This is a genomic window from Achromobacter pulmonis (assembly GCF_021733725.1).
GTDB lineage: Bacteria > Pseudomonadota > Gammaproteobacteria > Burkholderiales > Burkholderiaceae_B > Achromobacter > Achromobacter pulmonis.
This window is the reverse complement of record NZ_JAIFOT010000001.1, coordinates 2965263-2989030: the sequence shown is the minus strand read 5'-3', so window position 1 is coordinate 2989030 and position 23768 is coordinate 2965263. Positions and strand designations below refer to the sequence as shown.

The following is a 23768-nucleotide window of genomic DNA, read 5'->3' as shown; positions in this document are numbered from 1 at the left end:
CAACCCGCCCATCGTGGCGGGTTTTTTCATGCGCGCACGGTACTGCTCCCGTATTCGCTACCATAGCGCCATGAATCTCGTCCTCGATCATCTCGTTGTCGCCGCCGCGGACCTGGACAGCGGCACCCGCCACGTGGCCGACCTGCTGGGCATCGCGCCCGCCGGCGGTGGCGCGCACCCGCGCATGGGCACCCACAACCGTGTGCTCGGCCTGGCCGATGGCGCGTACCTGGAAGTGATCGCCATCGACCCGGATGCGCCCGCGCCAGACCGGCCGCGCTGGTTCGGGCTGGACCAACCGGCGATGCGCGCGCGGCTGGCCGAGGGGCCGTTCCTGGCCCATTGGGCGGCGCGCGTCGAAGCGCCGGACGACCTGAGCGCGCTGAGCGCGCGCCACCCGGCGCGCATCGCGCCGGCCATCGCCATGACGCGCGGCGACCTGCGCTGGCGGCTTACCGTGCCCGATGACGGCAACCTGCCGGCCTGGCGCGAGCACGGCGAAGCGGCCGGCGACGGCCTGCTGCCGACGCTGATCCAATGGGATGTGGACGCCTATCCTGGCGTGAGCCTGACGCGCCAGCCGCTGACCCTGCTGTCGCTGACCGGCACCCATCCGCGCGCGGCGCTGCTGCGCCAGGGGCTGGCCTGGCTGGGCGCCGGCCACCTCATCAGCGTCGAACAGGACGACGGACCGCCACGCCTGCGCGCCGCCATCGAAACCCGCCAGGGCGTCCGCATCCTGGCCTGACCCCCAACAACAACGGAGACCTCCATGACCGCGACCCACAAGCGCTTCGACGACGCCCCCTACCAGCAAGCGTGCGACGCCACCGTCATCGCCGTCGGCGCCGATGGCATCGAACTGGACCAGACCGTCTGCTACGCCCGTAGCGGCGGCCAGGCGGGCGACAGCGGCACGCTGACCCTGCCCGACGGCCGGGTGCTGGCGCTGGCCGACACGGTCTACGCCGATGACCGCCAACGCATCGTGCATGTGCTGGCCGAGGGCGTGGCCGCGCCCCAGGTGGGCGAGCGCGTCACGGTAGCCGTCGACTGGCCGCGGCGCCACCGGCTGATGCGCCTGCACACCTGCCTGCATCTGCTGGGTTCGCTGGTGCCCGCCCCGGTCACCGGCTGCAGCATTTCGCCCGATTCGGCGCGCATCGATTTCGACCTGCCCGAATCGACCCTGGACAAGGCCGACCTGACCGAGCGTCTGAACGCGCTGATCACGGCCGGCACGGACGTCACCGTCAACGCCATCACGCCCGAGGAACTGGCGGCGCAGCCGGACCTGGTGCGCACCATCGGCGCGGCGCCGCCGGCGGGCGCCGAGCGTATCCGCATCATCGAGATTCCCGGCGTGGATCGCCAGCCCTGTGGCGGCACGCACGTGGCCAACACCGGCGAGATTGGCCGGGTGACCGTCACCAAGATCGAAAAGAAGAGCCGCACCAACCGCCGCGTGGTGGTGGCGTTCGCGCCGGCCTGACCCGACCGGCGCGGGCCAGGCCCGCCCGTCCATCGTCCCCCGGAGATCGGGCCGTCAGGCGCTCAAGCCGAAGGCCTGCACCCGGCATTGCGACGGGTTCAGCCCTTGCGCCACCAGCGCCACGGCGCGCGCAGCGGCCACTGATACTTGCTACCGAGCACGCGCGGCGCCAGTAAATGACCGACCGCGATGGCGATCGCGGCGGCGCTGAGCACGTCGGACAGGTAATGATCCAGGTTGATCAGGCGGCTGGTGGCGACCAGCGCGGCCAGCGACAGGAAGGCCCAGCGCCAGCGCGGCGCCAGGATGCCCAGCACCACCGCCACTGCGAAGGCCGCATAGGTGTGGCTGGAAGGAAAGGAATTGAACTGGTTGGCGCGCGAGAACGATTCGCCCAGCCCGTAGATGCCCTTCTCGAAGAACAGCTCAGGGCGCGCGCGCGCCACCGAGCGCTTGAGCGCCAGCACCACCAGCCCGCCCACCGCCATGGTCGACAGCATCAGCAGGCTGCCGCGCGCCATGCTGGCGTAGCTCATGCGCACCGGATTGCGCCAGCCGCGCGCCAGGCCCACCAGGCCAATGATGTAGAACGCCAGCGCCACGCCGATGTAGCGGCCGCTTTCGCCCATTTCCCCGATCCATTCGAATGAGGTGTTGACGCCGTCGCTGACCGATTGCCGGATCCAGATCGCCAGCGGCAGATCCACCCACAGGGCACAGACCGCGGCCACCACGGCCACGCCGAGTCCGGCCAGCAGCCAGGCCCGGGTCGACAGCGGATTGCGGAACGCGTCCGGCGCCGCCGCGGCGCCCGGCGCCAGCGCGGCCCGCGGGGGAAGAGAAGGATTCGTCGTCATCGAACCGGTCGCGTAAAGATAATTGTTCTCGGCCGGGGAGTCGGCCAAGGCCAGCTATCGTAACCCTGCATTGCTTCTCCATGAAGGAAATTTGCAGCAAGGGGTAAAATCCCGCTTTTCCCCTCTCCTCTGCCCCCGGGATCTACACCCGTCACGGCGACCGACATGCAAGAAACTTCCCTCAAGCGCGTGCCCCACGCGCAAGACGGCGCTGCCGCCGTCCCGCCCGCCCCCGCCACCGGCGCTCCCCGCAAGCTGTACATCCGCACCTTCGGCTGCCAGATGAACGAGTACGACTCGGACAAGATGGCCGACGTGCTGCGCGGCGACCAGGGCCTGGAGCTGACCGACAACCCGGAAGACGCCGACGTCATCCTGTTCAACACCTGTTCGGTGCGCGAGAAGGCGCAGGAAAAGGTCTTTTCCGACCTGGGCCGCGTGCAGCACCTGAAAAAGACCAACCCGAACCTGGTGATCGGCGTGGGCGGCTGCGTCGCCAGCCAGGAAGGCGAGGCCATCGTCAAGCGCGCGCCCTATGTGGACGTGGTGTTCGGCCCGCAGACCCTGCACCGCCTGCCCGACCTGATCCAGCGCCGCCGCGCCGAGGGGCGTTCGCAGGTCGACATCAGCTTCCCCGAGATCGAGAAGTTCGACAACATGCCGCCGCCGCGGGTCGAAGGCGCCACCGCCTTCGTCTCGATCATGGAAGGCTGTAGCAAGTACTGCAGCTTCTGTGTCGTGCCCTACACGCGCGGCGAGGAAGTCTCGCGGCCGTTCGACGACGTGCTGGTCGAAGTGGCCGACCTGGCCGACCAGGGCGTCAAGGAAGTGACGCTGCTGGGCCAGAACGTCAACGCCTACCGCGGCCGCATGAGCGACAGCGACGAGATCGCCGATTTCGCCATGCTGCTGGAATACGTGCACGAGATCCCCGGCATCGAGCGCATCCGCTACACCACCTCGCACCCCAAGGAAATGACCCAGCGCATGGTGGATGCCTACGCCCGCCTGCCCAAGCTGGTGTCGTTCCTGCACCTGCCGGTGCAGGCCGGCAGCGACCGCGTGCTGGCGGCCATGAAGCGCGGCTACACCACCCTGGAATTCAAGTCGGTGGTGCGCCGCCTGCGCGCCGCGCGCCCCAACCTGACACTGTCGTCCGACTTCATCGTCGGCTTCCCCGGCGAAACCGAGGAAGACTTCGAAAAAACCATGAAGCTGATCGAGGACGTCGGCTTCGACACCTCGTTCTCGTTCGTCTACTCGCGCCGCCCCGGCACGCCGGCCGCCGACCTGCACGACGACACCCCGCAGGACGTCAAGCTGCGCCGCCTGCAGCGGCTGCAGGCGCTGATCAACGAGCAGGCCGCCGCCATCGCCCGCAACATGATCGGCACCCGCCAGCGTCTGCTGGTCGAAGGCCCCTCGCGGCGCGACCCGAACGAGCTGATGGGCCGCACCGAGAACAACCGCATCGTCAACTTCGCCGCGCCCGCGCGGCTCATCGGACAGATGGTCGACGTCATCATCACCGACGCGCACACCAATTCGCTGCGCGCCCGGGTGGCCGACATCGACCGCGACTCCCAAGAGGCCGAATGACCACTTCCCGCCCCCGCGCCCGCCGCCCCCTGCCCGCCGTCGTCGTCCTGGACGGCGACAACACCCACCTGGCCAATCTGTGCGGCCCGCTGGACGAGAACCTGCGCCAACTGGCCGACGGCATGGGCGTGCAGCTCGCGCGCCGCGGCAGCCGCGTCACCATCGAAGGCGAGCGGGCGGAGCTGGCCGGACGCGTGCTGCGCCGCTTCCATGAGCAGGCCGTGCACCGCGCCCTGTCGGTCGACGACATCCAGCTGGGGCTGGTCGAGATCGGCATCGGCCGCCAGGAAGACAAGCTGCAGGAAGTGCCCGCCCGCGAGGCCGAGCCGCTGCCCGCGCTGGACGACGACAGCGATGCCATCGCCCTGCGCACCAAGCGCAGCGACCTGCGTCCGCGCACCCCGCGCCAGCGCGACTACCTGAACAACATCCTCAAGCACGACATCACCTTCGGCGTGGGTCCGGCCGGCACCGGCAAGACCTGGCTGGCGGTGGCCTGCGCCATCGACGCGATGGAACGCGACACGGTGCAGCGCCTGGTGCTGACGCGCCCGGCGGTGGAGGCCGGCGAGCGCCTGGGCTTCCTGCCCGGCGACCTGGCGCAGAAGGTCGATCCCTACCTGCGCCCGCTGTACGACGCCCTGTACGACCTGATGGGCTTCGAGAAGGTGCAGCGCCTGTTCGAGAAGCAGACCATCGAGATCGCCCCCTTGGCCTACATGCGCGGCCGCACCCTGAACCACGCCTTCGTCATCCTGGACGAGGCGCAGAACACCACGCCGGAGCAGATGAAGATGTTCCTGACGCGCATCGGCTTCGGCAGCAAGGCCGTCATCACCGGCGACCCCTCGCAGGTGGACCTGCCGCGCGGCCAGGAAAGCGGCCTGGCGCACGCCGTGAAGGTACTGCACGAGGTGCAGGGCATCGCCACCACCCGCTTCACCAGCCGCGACGTGGTGCGCCATCCGCTGGTGGCGCGCATCGTCGATGCCTACGACCGGGCCGAGGAAAATGGCGCCTGAACTGTCCCTGTCCGTCCAGTACGGAGTCGATGAACCCCGCCTGCCGCGCTGGCGCCTGCGGCGCTGGGCCGAGCGCGCGCTGGCCGCCGCGGCCGAGGACGGTCTGGTGGACTTCACCGCCGCCGAACTCAGCCTGCGCCTGGTGGGCGCGGCCGAAGGGCGCCGCCTGAACCGCGATTTCCGCCAGCGCGACTACGCCACCAACGTGCTGACGTTCGAGTATGGCGTGGACCCGCTGGGCGTGGCGCGCGGCGACATCGTGATGTGCGTGCCGGTGCTGGTGCGCGAAGCGCGCGAGCAACGCAAGGCGCTGCTCGACCATGCCGCTCACCTGACGCTGCACGGCGTGCTGCACTCGCTCGGCTACGACCACATCAAGGCGCGCGACGCCCGCCGCATGGAGGCGCTGGAAACCGCCACGCTGGCCCGCATGGGCATCGCCGACCCCTATACCGCCGCCTGACCGGGAGGCTTGGGGTCAACCCTGAGCAATCGGCGCGAAATGGCGTCCAGCAAGGCGCAGATCGCGTCGGTTGGCCCCATTTTGGGGGGCGGCGTTACAAATCGGGCGCCAGATTCGGTTATGCTGGCCCCTCCATAACTTGTCCTCCCGGACGATGTCTGACCCTTACCCTGCTCCCGAAGCGACTCCCGCTCGCTCATCCAAACCCGCCACCAAATCCCTTCTAGACCGCCTGCTTTCCCTTGTGCGCCGCGAGCCCGAGGACCGTGAAGGCATCAAGGCCATCCTGGAAGCCGCGCATGACCGCAACCTGCTGGACGCGGAGTCCTACAAGATGATCAAGGGCGCGCTGGCCGTGTCCGAAGGCACCGTCGGCGACATCATGGTGCCGCGCTCGCGCATGGACCTGCTCGACGTCACGCAGCCCATCCCCTATTTGGTGGCCAACGTGATCGAGACCGCGCACTCGCGGTTCCCGGTCTACGAGGGCGACCGCGACAACATCATCGGCATCCTGCTGGCCAAGGATCTGCTGCGCTGCATGCTGGAACCCGACATCGAGGTGCGCTCGCTGGTGCGCCCGGCCGTGTTTATTCCCGAATCCAAGCGCCTGAACGTGCTGCTGCACGAGTTCCGGGCCAGCCGCAACCACCAGGCCATCGTCATCGACGAGCATGGCGGCATCTCCGGCCTGGTCACGATGGAAGACGTGCTGGAACAGATCGTCGGCGACATCGAAGACGAGTTCGACGAAACCGAGGAAGACTCGATCTTCCCCGAGGGCGAGAACCAGTGGCGCGTGCTGGCGGCCACCGACATCTCGCACTTCAACGACGTGTTCGGCTGCCGGTTGCCCGATGACGAATACGACAGCGTCGGCGGCTGGATGGGCGGCCAACTGGGCCGCATCCCGCGTCGCGGCGACATCGCCGAATTCGACGGCCTGAAGCTGGAAGTGGCGCGCGGCGACGCGCGCCGCGCCATCTGGCTGCGCGTCAAGCGCGTGGCGCCATCCCGCGGCACCTCGGCCGACGCCGGCGCATGAGCCGCGCCCCCCGCGGTCCGGTCCTGCTGGGCGCCGCCGGCCTGACGCTGGCCGGCGCCGTACACGCCCTCACGTTCGCGCCCGGCCCGCTGCCGGACTGGGCCCTGGCCATCACCCAGATCCTGGCGCTGGCGGTGGCCGCCCGCGTCACGCTGTACGCGCCCTCGGCGCGCCAGGCCTGGCTGCGCGGCTGGCTGTTCAGCTTCGCCACCTACGCCCTGGGCCTGTACTGGATCTTCATCAGCCTGTACCGCTACGGCGACCTGGCCGCGCCGCTGGCCGTGGCCGCGGTGCTGGTGCTGTCGGCCTTCCTGGCGCTGTTTCCGGCCACCGCGGGCGCGCTGGCGCGGCGCTATGCGCCGCTGGCGGCCGATTCGACCCCGGCGCGCGTGCTATCCGGGACGCTGGCCTGGGGCGCGCTGTGGGCCGGCTTCGAATGGATCCGCGCGGTGCTCCTGACCGGCTTCCCCTGGCTCAATATCGGTTACGCGCAGGTCGACGGCCCGATCGCCGGTTGGGCGCCGCTGCTGGGCGTACACGGCATGGCGCTGGTGGCGGCCTTCGCCGCCGCCGCGATCGCCAGCCTCTGGCGTCCGGCCGGCGATCGCAACGCAGCCCGCGACAGCCGCCGCGCGCTCGCCGCCGGCGTGGCGCTGGCACTGGCCGCCGCCGGCTGGCCGCTGTCGCGCATCGACTGGTCCGCGCCCAGCGGCGAGGCGCTGAACGTGCGCCTGGTCCAGGGCAATATCGAGCAGTCGCAGAAATTCGACCCGGCGCTGCTGGACCAGAGCCTGCGCCGCCACCTGGAACTGACCGCCATGGCGCCGGCGCCGGGCGTGCCGCCCCCGCAACTGGTGATCCTGCCGGAAACCGTGCTGCCGATCTTCCAGGACCAGCTCGATCCCCGCGCCTGGGAGGTGTGGCGCCAGGTCGCCGCGCGCCGGGACGCCGTGATCGCCATGGGGGTGCCGATCCACGACGTGGTCGATGGCCGCGACCGCTATACCAACAGCGTCATAGGCTTCGACGGCAAGACGCCGCTGGAACAATTGACCGGCGGCAGCACCGCCATGCGCTACGACAAGCGCCATCTGGTGCCTTGGGGCGAATACGTGCCGCCGGGCTTCCACTGGTTCGTCGACATGCTGAACATTCCCCTGGGCGATTTCGACCGCGGTCCCGCGCGCCAGACGCCGTTCGCGGTGGACGGGCAGCACATCGCCTTCAACATCTGCTACGAAGACCTGTTCGGCCCCGACCTGCTGCCCGCGCTGCAACCGGGTCCCCAGGGCGAGCCGGGCGCCACCATCCTGGTCAACGTCAGCAACCTGGGCTGGTTCGGCGATACCTGGGCGTTGCGCCAGCATCTGCAGATCGGCCGCCTGCGCACGATCGAAACCGCGCGCCCCATGCTGACCGCCACCAACACCGGCATCACCGCGGCCATCGACGCCAAGGGCCATGTGGCGGCTCAACTGGCGCCGCTGCAGCCGGGCGTGCTGCCGGTATCGGTGCAAGGCATGACGGGCCTGACGCCCTATGCGCGTTTCGGCGACAAGTCGGCGCTGGCGCTGATCGGCCTGGCGCTCATCGCCGCCTTCGGCCGCCGCCGCGCGCGCCGCGGCTGACAACGGACCGGGCGCCTGCGCCCGGCGCCCTCCCATCCCGGGTCATCCGGCCGGGCCGCGCGCCTCGGGCCGGGCGCTTTACCGGCGCGGCCTCAACGCAGCAGATCGGCGGGCAGCGCGCCGCTGTCGTCGAGCGGCCGCAGCGGTCCCACGCCCGCCCCGGTACGCTCGATCGCGTCCGCGATGCGCGTCATGTCTTCGCCGTCCAGTTCCAGCTCCGCCGCGCCCAGCACGCCATTGACCTGCGCCGTATTGCGCATGCCGACAATGGCGCCGGTGACTCCCGGCCATGCCAGCGTCCAGGCGATGGCGACCGCCGCCTGGGTGGTGCCATGGCGCTCGGCGATGGGCTTGAAGGCCTCGGCCAGCGCCAGATTGCGGACCAGGTTGGGCGCCTGGAATTCGGCGTTGCGCGAACGCCAGTCGTCCTCGGGCAGGGCTTGCGCGCGCTCGACGGAGAAGCCGCCGCTGAGCAGGCCGGACTGCATCGGGCTGTAGACGATGACCCCCGTGCCGTTCTGCGCGCACCACGGGATCAGATCGCTGGCCGCGCCGCGCTGGATCGCCGAGAACGGCGGCTGCAGCGACTCCACGTGGCCCAGCGCCTCGGCGTCCAGCAACTGCGCCAGATTGTGATTGGACAGGCCCACCGCGCGCACTTTGCCCTCGCGCTTGAGGTCCAGCAATGTCTGCCAATAGACGTCGAGCGGCGTGCCATCGCCGGCCGGCCAGTGCATCTGATAAAGGTCGATGCGTTCCACGCCCAGGCGCCGCAGCGAGGCCTCGACTTCACGGCGGATGCTGTCCGGCGCGCCGCTGCGACGTGGCATCGCCCGAGGCTGGTCGGCGGACCAGGTCAGGCCGCACTTGGTGAAGACATAGGGCCGGTCGCCGAGGGGCATCTGCGCCAGCGCCCGTCCCACCACTTCCTCGGCATGGCCCAGCCCATAGACCGCGGCGGTATCGATCCAGTTGATGCCACGGTCTACCGCCAGGCGGATCGCATCGATCGAATCGCTGTCATCCTGTGGCCCCCAGCCGATGGCCCAGGCATTGCCGCCCATGGCCCAGGCGCCCAGGCCGATCCGCGTGATGGACATGTCGCTGCGCCCCAACGGGCGCGTGGGAAAGGAAGTCTTGGTGCTCATGCGAAAAATCTCCTGCCGGCAGGACATCATGGCGGAACACGCCGCGCGTGCCCGCAACCGTCCCTCACGATAGCACTCGCGCAAGCCTTTGATTTTCCGGCCGTTGCATGCCGCGCGAACCGCCGCCTGCTGCCGGCGCGAGGGCCGTGCATCGCGCGGCAAAGGCCCTGCCCGCCCCCAGGCAACCCGCGGCTCGATCAGCGGCCGGCGTCGCGGCGGCCCCGCATCGGTCCCTCTGAAAACAATTTCGGCGCAACTTTTTCATTTTTTGCCTGCAATCGACTTGCACACCAAAATTAGTTCGTGCATAATCTCGTTTCTTCGCCAACGGCACTAAACAAACCGGCAACGAAACACCTGAAACGAACACGAAAGTGCTCGAAAAAGCGTGGAACGTAGCGGGACTTGATTAGAAGAACGGGGGTATAGCTCAGCTGGGAGAGCGCTTGCATGGCATGCAAGAGGTCAGCGGTTCGATCCCGCTTACCTCCACCAGTCCAAAGCGAAGAATGCAGTAAAGATCAGCAGTACGGCAAGTCCAAGTCCCCTTCGTCTAGAGGCCTAGGACATCACCCTTTCACGGTGAGTACAGGGGTTCGAATCCCCTAGGGGACGCCAGTCTTACTGGCAGCAGTACCAGATGCAGTTGAAGTGACACAGTAGTTGAGTAAGCCGCTGCGGAGCGGTAGTTCAGTTGGTTAGAATACCGGCCTGTCACGCCGGGGGTCGCGGGTTCGAGCCCCGTCCGCTCCGCCAAAAGCGCTCTACGCAGTGCCTTTCAAGAGCTCCGTCCTCGGGGCTTTTTGCATTTATAGGGTGTAAGCCTTGTTGTTTGCAGCTTGGAACAGCAGGGATTCTGGGGGGTATAGCTCAGCTGGGAGAGCGCTTGCATGGCATGCAAGAGGTCAGCGGTTCGATCCCGCTTACCTCCACCAGTAAAGCAGTAAGTAGTACAGTAGTTCGAGCAGTTGCAAGTTCCGGTCCCCTTCGTCTAGAGGCCTAGGACATCACCCTTTCACGGTGAGTACAGGGGTTCGAATCCCCTAGGGGACGCCAGTTCGCTGGCTCGCCAACCGGATTTTGCAAGGCTGTCCTGACAAGACGGTGTGCTCTGAAATCTCGTAAGCCGCTGCGGAGCGGTAGTTCAGTTGGTTAGAATACCGGCCTGTCACGCCGGGGGTCGCGGGTTCGAGCCCCGTCCGCTCCGCCAAGCATCTTGTGTGCATCCCAGCAAGCCGCAAGACCAGTTGTTCCGCAGGAGTCTTCCTGTACTGCGCCAGAAGGCGCCCGCCAAAAGCTCCGGATTCCGGGGCTTTTTTGCTTTGCGCGGCGGCAGGCGCCATGCCGCTCCCATCCCCTCGTCTCGTCCGTTTATCCTCTGGACAGGCCGCCCATCGCAACGCATCCTGTGGGCTTGTGCCAGCCAAGCCAAGAGGCCCACGTGACCGCCAGCAACGCCGCCCCGCACACGCATCGCCAGCACCTGCAACGCATCATCGCTGGCCTGAACGAAGGCATCATCCTGCTCGAAGCCGATGGTGCCATCGCCTGGGCCAACGCCAGCGCCCTGGCGCTGCATGGGGCCGACACGGCGCAGGCGCTGGGGCAGACACCGGCCGGCTACCGCAAGCGCTACGCGCTGACCTACCGCAATCACCACCGTGTGCCGGCCCGGCAGTATCCGCTGGACCGGCTGGCCGCTGGCCTTGCCTTCGACGATCTGCTGTTGGACCTGACCCGCAAGGACGACCCGGACTTCCAGCGCCACATCCGCGCGCGAGGCCTGCTGCTCGAAAATGAAGACGCCGACTATCGCGTGCTGATCCTGGATGACCAGACCGACCAGCTCAACGCCGAGCAGCGCTTCGAGCGCACCTTCGCGGCCAACCCGGCGCCCGCGCTGATCTGCCGGCTATCCGACCTGCGCTACGTGAAAGTGAACCAGGGATTCCTGGACATGACCGGCCTGGCGCGCGACGCGGTGCTGGGCAAATCGGCCTACGAACTGGATGTGCTGGAAGGCGGCGACGACCGGGAAGACGCGGTGGCCAAGCTCAACGCGGGCCAGACCATCGGCCAGCGCGAGGGCGTGCTGCGGCTGGCCGACGGCGGCGCCAAATTCGTGATCGTCGCCGGCCAGCCGATAGACATGCAGGATGAGCCCTGCATGCTGTTCACTTTCATCGACCTGGAAAAGCGCAAGCGCGCCGAAGAAGCCTTGCAGCAAAGCGAGGAACGGTTTTCCAAGGCGTTCCGCCTGGCGCCCGTGCCCATGGCGCTGTGCGAGGGCAGTTCATTGCACGCGCTGGATATCAACGACGCCTACGCCCAGGCCGTGGACGTGGCGCCAGAGGAGGCCGTGGGCCAGGAGCTGACCGCCTTCGGACTGCGCCCGGACGAAGACTTGACGGCCGCGCTGGCGCGCGGCGAAAGCGTGCGCAATCGCGAGACCGCGCTGGTCACGGCGGACGGCGCCCAGCTCGACTGCCTGCTGTCGGCCGAGCCCGTCATGATCGGCGGCGAGCAGCGCGTGCTGCTGGTGCTGCAGGACATCAGCGAACGCAAGCGCACCGAAACCGAACTCTTGACCGCGATCGAAGCCGTGATGCAGGACACCTCCTGGTTCAGCCGCGGCATCATCGAGAAGCTGGCGCAATTGCGCGCGCCGGCGCCGGCGAGCCGCGACGTGGCCGAGCTGGCGCAGTTGACGGCGCGTGAGCGCGAGGTGCTCGGGCTGTTGTGCCAGGGCCATGACGACGATGGCATCGCGCGCCAGTTGCGCCTGTCGCGCAATACGGTGCGCAACCACGTGGCGACCATCTACAGCAAGATCGGCGTACACCGGCGCAGCGCGGCCATCGTCTGGGCGCGCGACCGCGGCATCACCGGCCACGAGAAACCGAAGACCCGCGGCAAGTCCGCGCCGGGCGGCGCCTCCTGATCTTACAAATTGAAGCAAAATAATCCGGGCGGCCGACTGCGCGAAGATGCCGCCGCGTTCGATTCCGCCCACGCCTAAAAATCGTCATTTCCAGCAAAAACGTCGGCAACGTCCCTGCTATATCGGGGACCGGCACCAGATTGCGCAAACCCTGCGCAGCTTCATACGATCCGCCGGTCGAGCCGCCCACCCCGGGCGCCCGGCGCGATCCTCGCGAGCCTTCTGGAGTCCGTTCATGCAGACCGCCTACATACCCGTTCCGAAACCGCCCAAGACGCCGCTGGCGCCTGCCTGGAGCAGCGCCGCCGTGATGGAACTCTATGACCTGCCGTTCATGGACCTGGTGTACCGCGCGCAGCAGACCCACCGCGCCCACTTCGATCCCAACGGCATCCAGCTGTCGAGCCTGCTGTCGATCAAGACCGGCGGCTGTCCCGAGGACTGCGGCTACTGCTCGCAGTCCTCGCGCTACGACACCGGCCTGGAAGCGGAAAAACTGATGCCGCTGGAGGAAGTGCTGGCCGCGGCGCGCGCGGCCCAGGCCGGCGGCGCGCAACGCTTCTGCATGGGCGCGGCCTGGCGCAGCCCCAAGCCGCACCACCTGGAGGCCGTGGCCGAAATGGTCAGCGCGGTCAAGGCGTTGGGCCTGGAGACCTGCGTTACCCTGGGCATGCTGCGTGAAGGCCAGGCCGAACAGCTCAGGGACGCCGGCCTGGACTACTACAACCACAACCTGGACACCGCGCCCGAGTTCTACGGCAAGGTTGTCACCACCCGCACCTACCAGGACCGTCTGGACACCCTGGAACGGGTGCGCGGCGCCGGCATCAACGTCTGCTGCGGCGGCATCGTCGGCATGGGCGAATCGCGCCAGGAGCGCGCCGGCCTGATCGCACAGTTGGCCAATATGGCGCCCTATCCGGAATCGGTGCCGATCAACAACCTGATGCGGGTGGAAGGCACGCCGCTGGCCGATGCCGAACCGCTTGATCCGTTCGAGTTCGTGCGCACCATCGCGGTGGCGCGCATCACCATGCCGCGCGCCATGGTGCGCCTGTCGGCCGGGCGCGAGGCCATGGACGACGCGATGCAGGCATTGTGCTTCATGGCGGGCGCCAATTCGATGTTCTACGGCGATGTGCTGCTGACCACCGGCAACCCGCGCATGGAGGCCGACCAGCGTCTGCTGCAGCGCCTGGGCATGCGTATCGACGCCGGCCAGCAGCCGCATCATCACCCGCGGCAGGACGAGCCGGCGTGACGCTGTCTTCCGGTCCGTCCTACCTGGTGGCCAGCGTCGCCTGCAGCGTCGCCGTGGCAGCGATGCTCAAGCTGGCGCGGCGCTGGCAGGTGGACGTGCGCCAGGCCATCATGGTGAACCACGCCGTGGCCGCCCTGCTTTGCTGGATCGTGCTGCGGCCGGACCCGGCCGCGCTGCTGACGCCGCGAACGCCATGGCTGGTGCTGGCGGCGCTGGGCGTGCTGCTGCCCAGCGGCTTCATGGCAATGGCGCTGGCCGTGCGCCACGCCGGCGTGGTGCGCAGCGACGCAGCGCAGCGGCTGTCGCTCTTCATCCCGCTGCTGGCGGCCTTCCTGCTGTTCGGCGAGCCCGTCAGCGGCCGCAAGCTGGGCGCCATCGCACTGGCCTTTGCCGCGCTGTTCTGCCTGCTGCGGCGTCCGCCCCCAGCGCGCGCCGCCGATACCGCCGATTCGGCCGACACCGGGCAACGCCGCGCGCTATGGCTGTGGCCGCTGGCGGTATGGGTGGCCTATGGCCTGGTGGATATCCTGTTCAAGCAGGTGGCGCGTGCCGGCACCGCGTTCGCCGGCGGGCTGCTGTTGGCGTTCGCGCTGGCCAGCATGCTGATGCTGGCCTACCTGCTGTGGCGCCGCGCGCGCTGGGCGCCACGCCACCTGGCCGCCGGCGTTGCGCTGGGCGTGGTGAATTTCGGCAACATCATTACCTATATCCGCGCGCACCAGGCGCTGCCGGACCATCCCGCGCTGGTGTTCGCCGCCATGAACATGGGCGTGATCACGCTGGGCACGCTGGTCGGGGCGCTGGTGTTCCGCGAACCGCTCGGCCGCGTCAACGGACTCGGCCTGGCGCTGGCGCTGGCGGCCATCCTGCTGATGGCGCCCTGGTAGGGGGTGCCGGCCTCAGGTGCCGGTGCGCGGCTGGCGCGCCGGCTCGTCGGCCTCGACCGTCTCGACCGCAGCGGCGTCCACGGGCACGGCGGCCGGATCGAGCGAGCCGCCCGGCGGGTCCACGGCGCCGGCCCCTTCCACTGGCGCGGGCGCGGCCGACGGGTCAGGCTGCACCATCTCGATGCCGATGTCGTTTTCCACATCGACGCGCGGATCGAGCACCGCAGCGGCCGGCGAGCTTTGCAGGGAGTCAGGCATCGGCACGAAGTGCACCGGCGCTTCCTCGACCTGGTGCACGCCGGTCACGCGGGTGGGACGCACATGCCACACCAGGATCAGGGCGCAGGCCGAGATGAACACGTAGTACATGCTGTGCCCGGCCACCGACATCAGCACCCCCGCGATCATGGGGCCGACGCAGGCGCCCACGCCGTAGGTCATGAGCAATACCGCCGACAGGCTGACGCGGCGTTCGGATTCGACGTGATCGTTGGCGAAGGCGGCGCCCAGCGGATACAGCGTGAACTGCAGCACGCCGAAGACGCACGACAGCAGCACCAGCGCCCAGAACGGCAGCGTCAGCCAGCCCCACATCACGGCCGGCAGCACCACCAGCAACAGGGCATTGAAGCGGATCAGCCCGGCGCGGTTGATTCGGTCTGACAGCCAGCCCATGGGCCATTGCGACAACAGTCCGGCGGTGACCGCGGCGGCCACGAAGATGGCGGCCTGCGAAGTGCTCATGCCGTGCTTGGCGCCGTACACGGCCGCCAGGCCATAGAAGGCGCCGGACAGGTTGCCGGCCACGAACAGCACGGTCATGGACAGCGGCACGCGGCGCATAAAGAAGCGGATGTCGAGCGCGGCCGGCAGCGGGGTGGGCGGGTGCGAGCGGGCCGTGACGGCGATCGGCACCAGGCACAGCACCAGGCACATGGCCACCAGGGTCAGCGGCCGCAGGTCGAGCGTGGCATAGGCGGTCAGGGCCAGTTGCCCCAGCACGGTGCCCAGCCCGGACACCACCATGTAGACCGAGAACACGCGGCCGCGCTGGTGGTTTTCGGTTTGTTCATTGAGCCAGCTTTCGATGACCATGAATTCGGTCACCATGACGATGCCGGAGATGACGCGGAACACCAGCCACAGCGGCATGGAATCGACCAGCGTCTGCGCCAGGATCATGCTGGTGGCGACGGCGGCGCAGGCGACGAAGGCGCGGATGTGGCCGACGCGGATGATGAGTTTGTGTCCCAGCCGTGCGCCGCACACCAGGCCCAGGTAGTAGCCGGCAATCAGGGCGCCGATCCAGATCTCGCTGACCGATTGCGCGGTCAGCCTCAACCCCATGTAGGTGTTGAACAGACCGGTGCCGATGAGCATCAGCAGGGTCGCGACATACAGCGACGAAAAAGAGGAAATGGTTGTGAGCATGGCGTCTGGCTACTCCTGCCGGGAAGTAGCGGCGCGGGCCGCCGGGCGGCCCGCGCATTGAGCGATGAAACAGGGACTGGATCAGATTTGCGACAGCAGGGTCGCGGCGTCGCTGACTTCGAACTTGCCGGGGCCTTCGACGTTGAGCTGCTTGACCACGCCGTCGACGATCAGGGCCGAGTAGCGCTGCGAGCGCACACCCATGCCGCGCTGAATCAGGTCCAGTTCCAGGCCCAGGGTCTGGGTCCAGAGGGCGGAACCATCGGCCAGCATGCGGACCTTGCCGGCGGTTTTCTGTTCGCGGCCCCAGGCGCCCATGACGAAGGCATCATTGACCGACACGCACCAGATTTCGTCCACGCCCTTGGCCTTGAGGGCGTCGGCCTGCTCGACGTAGCCGGGCAGGTGCTTGGCCGAGCAGGTCGGGGTGAAGGCGCCGGGCAGCGCGAACAGCGCGATGGTCTTGCCACGGGTCAGGTCGGCGACCTGGAAAGCGTTGGGGCCGAGCGAGCAGCCTTCGCTTTCGGTTTCGATGAATTCGGTCAGGGTGCCGTCGGGCACGCGATCGCCGACTTTGATGCTCATGGGGGAATCTCCAGTGTTGGGGTGTTGCATTGGGGCGGACGTGCCCCACAGCCCTCATCATAGTTCCTGCGCGTGGCGCTTGCTGGCCAGCACCGACCGGCGGGAAAAGAAACCGCACAGTCTGAAACGACTCCACACGCGGGACGGCCAGGAGATCATTGCCATAATGTCGTGGTAATCAACGCCCGTGCGGACTGCGCGCGCGGGCGCTTCGCGGAGACAAACCGATGCGCAAGATGCTGATCGGCCTGGCCTGGACGATGGCCGTGGCCGCCCCGGCCGGGGCCGCGCCCGACGCGGCCGAACAGGCCCAGTTCGAATCCTTCGTGGTGGCGGCGGGCGCCTCCAACGGCGCGGCCCGCTCATGCGGGGCGTCCGAACCCGACCTGGCGCAGCACCAGGCGGCCTCGCGCGCGAACCTGGAGCGCTATGCCAAGGAGTATGGGTTTTCGGCGGCGGGGTATGACGGGTTGTACCGGAAGGGGCTCGCGGATGGGGCGCGGATGATGGAAGAGATGAAGCACTCCGGCGTCGATGGCTGCCGGGGAGTGCTGGGTAGCTTTCAGAATGAGCGGGTGAGTTCTTATGAGGAGATGAAGGCGGCGTTGGCCGAGGTCAGCGACGGGCTGCCGGGAGAAAGCGCGGAGAAGTGAATTCTCCGGGGCGTGCTTTTTGCGGGCGGCCGATTGCGTTCTTGAGCCGCGCGGTGGAACGGCGGCATGCTGGCCGGCCGCTACGGAAGGACGGGAGGCGTTTGCGAGGCCCGCCAAAGTCGGCCGCGCGGGCGGCCTCTTTGGGCTTACAGGGAGTCTCGCGGCTGGCGATGGACGTTGCGCGCCGGCGGGTATGCGGACAGGCGGCTGCCTCCCGCCCTGCGCCGGGTCAGGCGCCCAGGCCGTTCTGCTTGAACCAGTCGAGCATCCTCTGCCACGCCTGCTCCGCTTCGGCCTTGCGATAGCTCGGCCGGTAGTCCGCGTGGAAGGCGTGGGGAGCGTCAGGGTAGACGTCGATGCGGGAAGCCCTTGCGGCGGCGGGGCCCTTGGCCAGTGCGATGCGCATCTTGTCGACGTCGGCCTGGGGGATGCCGGCGTCCTTGCCGCCGTAGGCGCCGAGGACGGGGGCCTTGAGGTCGTTGACCAGGCTCAGGACGGATCTGGGCTTGAGTTCGCTCGGCTCGCCGCCCAACTGACCATACCAGGCGGCGCCGGCCTTGAGTTTGGGATTGTGGGCGGCGTAGAGCCAGACCTGGCGGCCGCCCCAGCAGAAGCCGAGGATGCCAAGCCTGTCGTCGCTGCCGCCATGGGCGGCGGCCCAGGCCACGGTGGCGTCGAGGTCGCCCTGGACCTGCTGGTCCGGCACCTTGCCGATGATCTCGGCCTGCAGCTTGGGGATCTCGGTGTATTTGGACGGATCGCCCTGGCGCGCGAACAGTTCCGGCGCGATAGCCATATAGCCCAGGTGGGCCAGGCGGCGGCAGACATCCTGGATGTACTCATGCACGCCGAAGATCTCGGACACCACCAGCAGCGTCGGCAGGTTCTTCTTGCCGGCGGGCGCGGCGCGATAGGCCGGCATCTTGCCGTCGGAGGTGGGAATGTCGACCTTGCCGGCGGTCAGGCCGTTGGCGTCGGTCTTGATGGCGGTCTGGGCCACGGCGGGGCCGGCGGCCAGCGAGAAGCCCGCCGCCACGGTGGTGGCGATGAAGCCGCGCCGATTCAGCTTCAGCGGCGGCAGCAGGCTGTCGAAATGCGCGTCCTGGTCTTTCATCATGCATCTCCGGGCAGGGACGGCCGGTGGACGCGGGCACGTCCTGGCGGGCCGCCGGGGTTCACTTCAGGGAGAAGTCCACGCGCGAGGGCAGGCCCTCGTCCTTGATGCCATCGGCGTCCAGTTGCGGAGCGACGATGAACACGCGATCCGCGAGTCCTTCCTGGGCTTGCAGCTTTTCATAGACCGCCTGCGCGCGCGCGTCGGCCAATCGGCGCAATTGCTCATCGCCCACCGGGGCCGCGGCGCGCAGCATCTCCTCCATCTGTGCTGGCGGCACCGACTTGGCCATGCCGATGAAATTGCGCGGCTTGTCCTTGATGTCGGTGTCGTCGTAGACCTCTTCCAGGTACTTGGCGCGTTCGGCGCCCGAAACCTCGACGCCAGCCGGATTCGGCTTTTTGCCGCGTGGCGCGACGTCGCGGGCCTTGGCCAGGCGGATCTGGGCGTCGACCCAGGCCTGGCGCAGGCCTTCCAGGTCGGTCTTGGGATCGGCGCGGCCGCTCAGATCCATCCTGAGCGCGGGGCGGTCGGCCAGGGCCTTGGAAAGGGTTGCGATGCGCTGCAACGTGTCTTCGGTGAGCACGGCGCTGCCGGGCGCGAATTCCACGTACGACAGTTCCTCGCCGCCGCCGAAGGCGGAGGCCAGCAGGCTGAACGGCGAGGTGACGGCCTTGACCACCAGGTTCAGCAGCACCCGCACGACGATGCCGCCGACCGAGAACTCCGGATCGTCCAGCGAACCCGAGATCGGCAGGTTGATGTCGATGTTGCCGCGCGAATCCTTCAGCAGCGCCACGGCCAGCAGCACCGGCAGCTTGGTGGCGTCGGGGCTGTTGGTCTTGTCGCCGAAGGTGAGCTGGTTCAGCACCACGTGGTTGGAGGCCTGCAGCGCGCGGTCCTTGATTTTGTATTCCAGGTCCACCGACAGCTTGCCGCGCTTGATCGGGTAGCCGACGTACTTGGCCGAATAGGTATTGAAGCGCGGCAGGTCGACCCCCTTGGCCGAGGCTTTCAGGTCGAGCGACAGAAACTTGGCGAAGGGTTGCACCACGCCGCTGATGGCCAGGGGCGCGGTGGTGTACACCCGGCCGCTGACCTTGACCTTGGCGGGCTGCGGATTGGTGGACGACACCGCCGTGATGGAACCGTCGATACTGGACAGCTCGGCCACGTAGTTGGGCTTGACGAAGCGGTCGGTGAAGGTCATGCGGCCGCGCGACAGCGTGACGCTATTGAGCGAGATGTCGGGCATGCCGCCGCCCTTGGCCGCCGGCGCGGGAGGCGCGGCGCGGCGCCCGGGGGTCTGCGTATCCTGGGTGATGGAGCCGCCCGCCTGGCCGGGCGCGGCAACCAGATCCATGACGTTCAAGCGGCCCTGCGCATTCAACAGAATGCGGCCATAGAAGTCGTCGAGCGCGATGTCGCCCAGGCCGGCGACGATCTTCTCGCCGGCCACCGAGATGTTCATGCCGGCCAGGCCCAGGCGCTTCCAGTTGAGGAAGTCGTCTTTGTTGACACGGTCCTGCAGGTCGACGTCGGTGATCTCGACGCCGCCCTTCCAGCCGGCCTTCATCGGCGCGCTGCCGTTGGCGGCCGCGAATTCGGCGTCGCCCTTGGCGCCCAGCGTGATGGCGCGCACGGTGGCATTCAGGCTGGAGGCGAAATACGGCGCGAACGAGGCGACGTTCAGGCCGGACAGGTCGACCGAGGTCCTGACGCTGAGGGGCTGCGGCGTGAAGGCGCCTTTCAGGTCGAGCTTGCCGCCGCCCTGGATGCCGGCCGCGGCCAGCGTGAAATTGCTGGCGCCGGGCCCCATGGCCAGACGGTCGGCGGTGACCACCAGCTGTTGCAGGGCGACGTCGAGCGCGGGATTCAGGGTTTCGTCACGCGCCTTGAACTGGGCCAGTTCGGCCCGCACGCCCGTGGCGGAGGCATCGATGGCGCCGTTCCTGTCCTGCACGTGCACTTGCGCCGTCAGCCCCAGGCGGCCGTCCTGCAACAGGATCGGCGACAGGCTGCGCACGGCCGGCGCGAACGGCGCCAGCGCCACGTTGCCCATGCGCAGCGCCAGCTCCAGCGACAGCGGTTGCAGCACCAGCGGCCCCTTTGCGCGGATCCAGCCGCCGTCAGTGCTGTTGTCCACGGTCAGCCACAGATTGATGGGCTCGCCCTGGACCTGCGGCAGCGCCACGCCCTCGACGGTGACGCCCAGGCCGGTCAGGGTGTAGTCGAGCTTGCTGATGGCGTCGGTGACGTAGAGTTCGCCTTCATGGATGTTGAAGGCGTCAAGCGTCACCTTCCATTCGGCGGGCGCGGTGGGCTTGGGCGGGGCAGCCGCGACGGGCGCGGACGCCTGGTCGCCGGCCGTGACGAGGGCGGGCTGCGTGGCTGCGGCAGGCTTGACCGTTGCCGCGGCCGCGGGGTTCGCGGTGCGGGCCCCCTGCTCCGGTGCGGGCGTGGCAGCGGGTTCCGGTTTCGGCGCCGGCGCAGGCTGGGCCGCCGGCGCCGGGCCGCCGAGCTGCTTGAGCTTGTCGGCCACATCCTGCCAGTTCAGGCGTTGGTTGCCGTAGCGGCGCGCGTAGACCTGCGGCGCCCACAGGCCGACATCGCCCACGTAGACCTGGCGCGCGATGGGTTCGAGTTCGAGGCGGTTGACGGTCAGGGCGCTCCAGGCCGCCAGGCTGTCGCCAGCGCTGTCGCGCAGGTCGAACTGGCGCAGGCCCAGGTCGCCGACCACGCGGATCTTGGGCGGCGCATCCTTCGGTTGTTCGAACACGACCTGCAAGTTCGAGTCGAGCAGCCCGCGTTCCAGCTTGAACGGCAGCGGCATGGGCCAGACGTCGGCCCACTTTTCCAGTTGCAGGCCGGTGAAGGCGACCCGCAGCGTCGACGACGGCACCTTGTCGAAGGGCCGCGCCACGCCGGTCAGGTCGAACGGGCTGCCGTTGATGCGCAGGTGCAGCCGCGGCTGCACGTCGATGTCGGTGGCGTAGCCGAAGGTGGAGATGAACGGCACGCCCACCGCCAGTTCGTCGATCACCTGCTTGCGGCCGGTAACCTTGTCGTCCAGCCTCACGATGCCGCCTTCGATCACCATGTTGTTCAGGGAAAAGCGCGGCAGGCCCTCATCGGGCTTGGGCGGCTCGTCCGGTTTGGGGGCCGTCATCTCGGCCACGCGCTGCTGCACGTCGGAGAAGTTGAAGCGGGTGACGTCCTCGCGCACGATCGACAGCGTGGGCGCACGCAGCGTGAAATGGTCGACTACCGGCGCGAACCAGAACAACGAACTCCAGGCCGCGCTGACATTCAGTTCCGAGGCGGTGAACAGCGGCGTCTGCGAACCGGGCTGCGCCACGGCGAGATCGCGGGCGCGCACGGTCAGGGTGAAGGGATTGAAGCTGATCTTGCCGACGCTGACGTCGCGTCCCAGCATCCCGGCCACGTCCTGCGTCAGGACGTTGTGCAGCACCTTGGGCACCTGCCAGGCGGCGATGCCACAGAGGACCAGCACCGTGGCCACGACGCCCAAGAGGATCTTGCCTAAGCGGCGGGTGAACCGGAACTTGGGCATCCGCAAGGGCATTGTGCGTCTCCTGGTACGAATTGAAGGCCATTATCGCGTCCTTCGAACAAATTTGGGGCTTTTTGCAGTCGGCCGCCGGCAACGAAAATGCCCCCGCGGGGGCACGAAAGCGCGCGCCGCCGGCACCGTGCGGCGATGCGCACCGGGCGCCGGTCTCGCGGCCGGGGTGGCTGGCCGCGCCAGGCGCGGCGCGGCCGATGCCGCCGCGCTTGGCTTTTCTCAAGGCGCGGCGGGCGGCGGCTCGTCTATCATAGGCGTATCAGCGGCCCGCCACGGCCTGCCGGGACCGCTCTTTTCAATCATTAACAATTCTCGATCCCGATTCCTCATGTCCACGCCCGCCCCCACCCTGAGCCACCTGGATGAAGCCGGCCAGGTCCGCATGGTCGACGTCATCGGCAAGACCGACACCGAGCGCGTCGCCATCGCCACCGCCAGCGTCCGCATGAACGCGGTCGCCTATGGCCTGCTGACCCAGCCCGGCCAGGGCAAGGGCGAAGTGCTCAACACCGCGCGCGTCGCCGCCATCCTGGCGGCCAAGCGCTGCGCCGAGCTCATCCCCCTGTGCCACAGCCTGCCGCTGTCGTTCGTCGGCGTCGAATTCGCGCTGGACGACGCGTCGCACCGCATCGACGTCCTGGCCACCTGCCGCACCAGCTACAAGACCGGCGTCGAAATGGAAGCCATGACCGCCTGCAGCGTCGCCGCGCTCACCATCTACGACATGTGCAAGGCCGCCGACAAGGGCATTGTGATCGAACAAGTTCGCCTGAAGTACAAGGCGGGAGGTAAAAGCGGTGAATGGCGCAACGATTAACCTGCTGTATTTCGCCCGCGTGGCCGAACTGGTCGGCAAGCGCGCCGAAGCCTGGCCGCTGGACGGCGCGTCCACCGGCGCGCAGTTGCTGGCCGCGCTCGGCGAGCGCTATCCGCAGCTGGCCCCGGCCGCGCGCCTGAAGCTGGCCATCAACCAGACCCACGCCAAGCCGTCGGCGCCGATCCGCGCGGGCGACGAGGTCGCGGTGTTCGAACCGGTCACCGGAGGCTGAACGCCATGGTCATCGTGCAGGAAGCCGACTTCGACGGCGCCGCGCTCACCGCCGCCCTGCGCGCGAGCGCCGGGCCGGGCGTGGGCGGCATCGTCACCTTCGTGGGCTATGTGCGCGACTACGCGCCGGACACGCCCACCGACACGCTCTACCTGGAACACTACCCCGGCATGTGCGAGCGCGAGCTCGAAGACATCGCCGCCACCGCCCGCGCGCGCTGGAACCTGGACGGCACTGTGATCGTGCACCGGGTCGGCGCCCTCGCCCGCAATGCCCAGATCGTGTTCGTGGCCGTCGCCAGCGCCCATCGCGGCGATGCCTTCCGCGGCTGCGAATTCATCATCGACGCGCTCAAGACCCGCGCGCCCTTCTGGAAGCGCGAAACCCTCGCGGGTGGCGACAGCTTCTGGGTGGAACAGCGCCAATCCGACCAGGACCGCACGCAGTCCTGGGACGCCGACACCCCGCCCCCCAAGGAGACTCCATGAACGACGCCTCCCCCGTTTCGCTGGCCTGCGCCGTGCTGACGGTCAGCGACACCCGCAGCGCCGGCGACGACACGTCCGGCAACCTGCTGGCCAACAGCCTGGCGCAGGCCGGCCACCAGTGCGTGCGGCGCGACATATCCAAGGACAACGTCTACCAGATCCGCCGCGTCATCAGCGACTGGATCGCGGACCCCGAGGTGCAGGTCATCCTGACCACCGGTGGCACCGGCTTCTCGCACGGCGATCACGTGCCGCAGGCCATCCTGCCGCTGCTGGACCGCGAGATTCCCGGCTTCGGCGAATTGTTCCGCCAGATCTCGTACGAGGAAATCGGCAGCTCGACCATCCAGTCGCGCGCCTTCGCCGGCTCGGCCAACCAGACGCTGCTGTTCTGCCTGCCCGGCTCGAACAATGCCTGCGACACCGCCTGGAACCGCATCATCCGCGAACAGCTCGACAGCAGCCACCGCCCCTGCAATTTCGCCACGCATCTCCAACCCCGCGACCAAGACCACTGAT

At 68.3% G+C, this 23768-nt stretch carries 21 protein-coding genes and 6 tRNA genes; 21 read left to right on the top strand and 6 right to left on the bottom strand.

The annotated features are described in order from the left end of the window. The first annotated feature begins 70 nt into the window (after positions 1-70). Both K2W61_RS13790 and K2W61_RS13785 read left to right on the top strand, forming a co-directional pair. Entirely contained in the window at positions 71-748 is a 678-nt protein-coding gene (locus K2W61_RS13790) for a VOC family protein (RefSeq protein ID WP_175133628.1), read from the top strand. Positions 749-772: 24 nt separating this feature from the next. Continuing rightward, a complete protein-coding gene (locus K2W61_RS13785; protein ID WP_175133627.1) occupies positions 773-1492 on the top strand; it encodes an alanyl-tRNA editing protein in 720 nt (239 codons plus the stop codon). A 98-nt stretch (positions 1493-1590) separates the two neighbouring features. Here K2W61_RS13785 and K2W61_RS13780 read toward each other — a convergent pair whose 3' ends face one another. Next, on the bottom strand, positions 1591-2349 hold the full coding sequence (locus K2W61_RS13780; protein ID WP_236755840.1) for a phosphatase PAP2 family protein: 759 nt from the start codon (positions 2347-2349) through the stop codon (positions 1591-1593). A 165-nt stretch (positions 2350-2514) separates the two neighbouring features. Between K2W61_RS13780 and miaB the strand changes: the two genes are divergently transcribed. The 5 genes from miaB to lnt all read left to right on the top strand — a co-directional run bounded on the left by miaB (position 2515) and on the right by lnt (position 8106). Then, entirely contained in the window at positions 2515-3948 is a 1434-nt protein-coding gene (gene miaB / locus K2W61_RS13775) for a tRNA (N6-isopentenyl adenosine(37)-C2)-methylthiotransferase MiaB (RefSeq protein WP_175133625.1), read from the top strand. Continuing rightward, positions 3945-4970 carry a PhoH family protein gene (locus K2W61_RS13770; RefSeq protein WP_236755839.1) on the top strand — a complete coding sequence of 342 codons (1026 nt, stop codon included), beginning with the start codon at positions 3945-3947 and terminating at the stop codon, positions 4968-4970. The genes miaB and K2W61_RS13770 overlap by 4 nt, the downstream gene beginning before the upstream one ends. Beyond that, positions 4960-5433 (top strand): rRNA maturation RNase YbeY, encoded by a 474-nt coding sequence (ybeY, locus tag K2W61_RS13765; RefSeq protein WP_175133623.1) that lies wholly within the window; start codon positions 4960-4962, stop codon positions 5431-5433. Before K2W61_RS13770 ends, ybeY begins: the two co-directional genes overlap by 11 nt. Before the next feature lie 154 nt (positions 5434-5587). Beyond that, positions 5588-6478, top strand: coding sequence for an HlyC/CorC family transporter (locus K2W61_RS13760; protein WP_175133622.1), 891 nt, complete (start codon positions 5588-5590; stop codon positions 6476-6478). Beyond that, complete coding sequence (lnt, locus tag K2W61_RS13755) at positions 6475-8106, top strand: apolipoprotein N-acyltransferase (RefSeq protein ID WP_236755838.1); 1632 nt, start codon at positions 6475-6477, stop codon at positions 8104-8106. Before K2W61_RS13760 ends, lnt begins: the two co-directional genes overlap by 4 nt. A 92-nt stretch (positions 8107-8198) precedes the next feature. On the opposite strand, the gene K2W61_RS13750 is transcribed toward lnt, so the two are convergent. Then, positions 8199-9254, bottom strand: a complete 1056-nt coding sequence (locus tag K2W61_RS13750) for an aldo/keto reductase (RefSeq protein ID WP_236755837.1) — start codon at positions 9252-9254, stop codon at positions 8199-8201. Positions 9255-9673: 419 nt separating this feature from the next. Here K2W61_RS13750 and K2W61_RS13745 point away from each other — a divergent pair. The 9 genes from K2W61_RS13745 to K2W61_RS13705 all read left to right on the top strand — a co-directional run bounded on the left by K2W61_RS13745 (position 9674) and on the right by K2W61_RS13705 (position 14343). Further along, positions 9674-9749, top strand: a tRNA-Ala gene (locus tag K2W61_RS13745). 47 nt (positions 9750-9796) lie between these two features. Further along, positions 9797-9872 (top strand) — tRNA-Glu (locus K2W61_RS13740). A 61-nt stretch (positions 9873-9933) separates the two neighbouring features. Continuing rightward, positions 9934-10010: transfer RNA gene (locus K2W61_RS13735), tRNA-Asp, on the top strand. Positions 10011-10113: 103 nt separating this feature from the next. Next, positions 10114-10189, top strand: a tRNA-Ala gene (locus K2W61_RS13730). Between the two features lie 45 nt (positions 10190-10234). Then, a tRNA-Glu gene (locus K2W61_RS13725) sits at positions 10235-10310 on the top strand. A gap of 77 nt (positions 10311-10387) precedes the next feature. Beyond that, positions 10388-10464: transfer RNA gene (locus K2W61_RS13720), tRNA-Asp, on the top strand. A 231-nt stretch (positions 10465-10695) separates the two neighbouring features. Next, positions 10696-12195, top strand: coding sequence for a helix-turn-helix transcriptional regulator (locus tag K2W61_RS13715; RefSeq protein WP_175133619.1), 1500 nt, complete (start codon positions 10696-10698; stop codon positions 12193-12195). A gap of 235 nt (positions 12196-12430) precedes the next feature. After that, positions 12431-13456 (top strand): biotin synthase BioB, encoded by a 1026-nt coding sequence (gene bioB / locus K2W61_RS13710; protein ID WP_175141681.1) that lies wholly within the window; start codon positions 12431-12433, stop codon positions 13454-13456. 2 nt (positions 13457-13458) lie between these two features. Continuing rightward, a complete protein-coding gene (locus K2W61_RS13705; RefSeq protein ID WP_236756984.1) occupies positions 13459-14343 on the top strand; it encodes an EamA family transporter in 885 nt (294 codons plus the stop codon). A gap of 12 nt (positions 14344-14355) precedes the next feature. Here K2W61_RS13705 and K2W61_RS13700 read toward each other — a convergent pair whose 3' ends face one another. Both K2W61_RS13700 and K2W61_RS13695 read right to left on the bottom strand, forming a co-directional pair. Beyond that, a complete protein-coding gene (locus tag K2W61_RS13700) occupies positions 14356-15774 on the bottom strand; it encodes an MFS transporter (protein WP_175133617.1) in 1419 nt (472 codons plus the stop codon). A gap of 81 nt (positions 15775-15855) precedes the next feature. After that, positions 15856-16359 (bottom strand): peroxiredoxin, encoded by a 504-nt coding sequence (locus tag K2W61_RS13695; RefSeq protein ID WP_236755835.1) that lies wholly within the window; start codon positions 16357-16359, stop codon positions 15856-15858. A gap of 227 nt (positions 16360-16586) precedes the next feature. Between K2W61_RS13695 and K2W61_RS13690 the strand changes: the two genes are divergently transcribed. Continuing rightward, positions 16587-17012 (top strand): hypothetical protein, encoded by a 426-nt coding sequence (locus K2W61_RS13690; RefSeq protein ID WP_236755834.1) that lies wholly within the window; start codon positions 16587-16589, stop codon positions 17010-17012. A gap of 229 nt (positions 17013-17241) precedes the next feature. Here K2W61_RS13690 and K2W61_RS13685 read toward each other — a convergent pair whose 3' ends face one another. Both K2W61_RS13685 and K2W61_RS13680 read right to left on the bottom strand, forming a co-directional pair. Beyond that, entirely contained in the window at positions 17242-18126 is an 885-nt protein-coding gene (locus K2W61_RS13685; RefSeq protein ID WP_175133655.1) for a dienelactone hydrolase family protein, read from the bottom strand. A gap of 61 nt (positions 18127-18187) precedes the next feature. Further along, the gene (locus K2W61_RS13680; RefSeq protein ID WP_175141683.1) at positions 18188-21712 is read right to left on the bottom strand and encodes a DUF748 domain-containing protein; all 3525 of its coding nucleotides are present in this window, start codon (positions 21710-21712) and stop codon (positions 18188-18190) included. Positions 21713-22040: 328 nt separating this feature from the next. Between K2W61_RS13680 and moaC the strand changes: the two genes are divergently transcribed. From moaC to moaB, 4 genes are read left to right on the top strand one after another with little or no spacing between them, the layout of a single operon-like run. Next, positions 22041-22529 (top strand): cyclic pyranopterin monophosphate synthase MoaC, encoded by a 489-nt coding sequence (moaC, locus tag K2W61_RS13675; RefSeq protein ID WP_175133613.1) that lies wholly within the window; start codon positions 22041-22043, stop codon positions 22527-22529. After that, on the top strand, positions 22510-22761 hold the full coding sequence (locus tag K2W61_RS13670; RefSeq protein ID WP_175133612.1) for a MoaD/ThiS family protein: 252 nt from the start codon (positions 22510-22512) through the stop codon (positions 22759-22761). Before moaC ends, K2W61_RS13670 begins: the two co-directional genes overlap by 20 nt. Before the next feature lie 5 nt (positions 22762-22766). Continuing rightward, a complete protein-coding gene (locus K2W61_RS13665) occupies positions 22767-23249 on the top strand; it encodes a molybdenum cofactor biosynthesis protein MoaE (RefSeq protein ID WP_236755832.1) in 483 nt (160 codons plus the stop codon). Continuing rightward, the gene (gene moaB / locus K2W61_RS13660; protein WP_175133611.1) at positions 23246-23767 is read left to right on the top strand and encodes a molybdenum cofactor biosynthesis protein B; all 522 of its coding nucleotides are present in this window, start codon (positions 23246-23248) and stop codon (positions 23765-23767) included. Before K2W61_RS13665 ends, moaB begins: the two co-directional genes overlap by 4 nt. Position 23768: the final 1 nt, after the last annotated feature.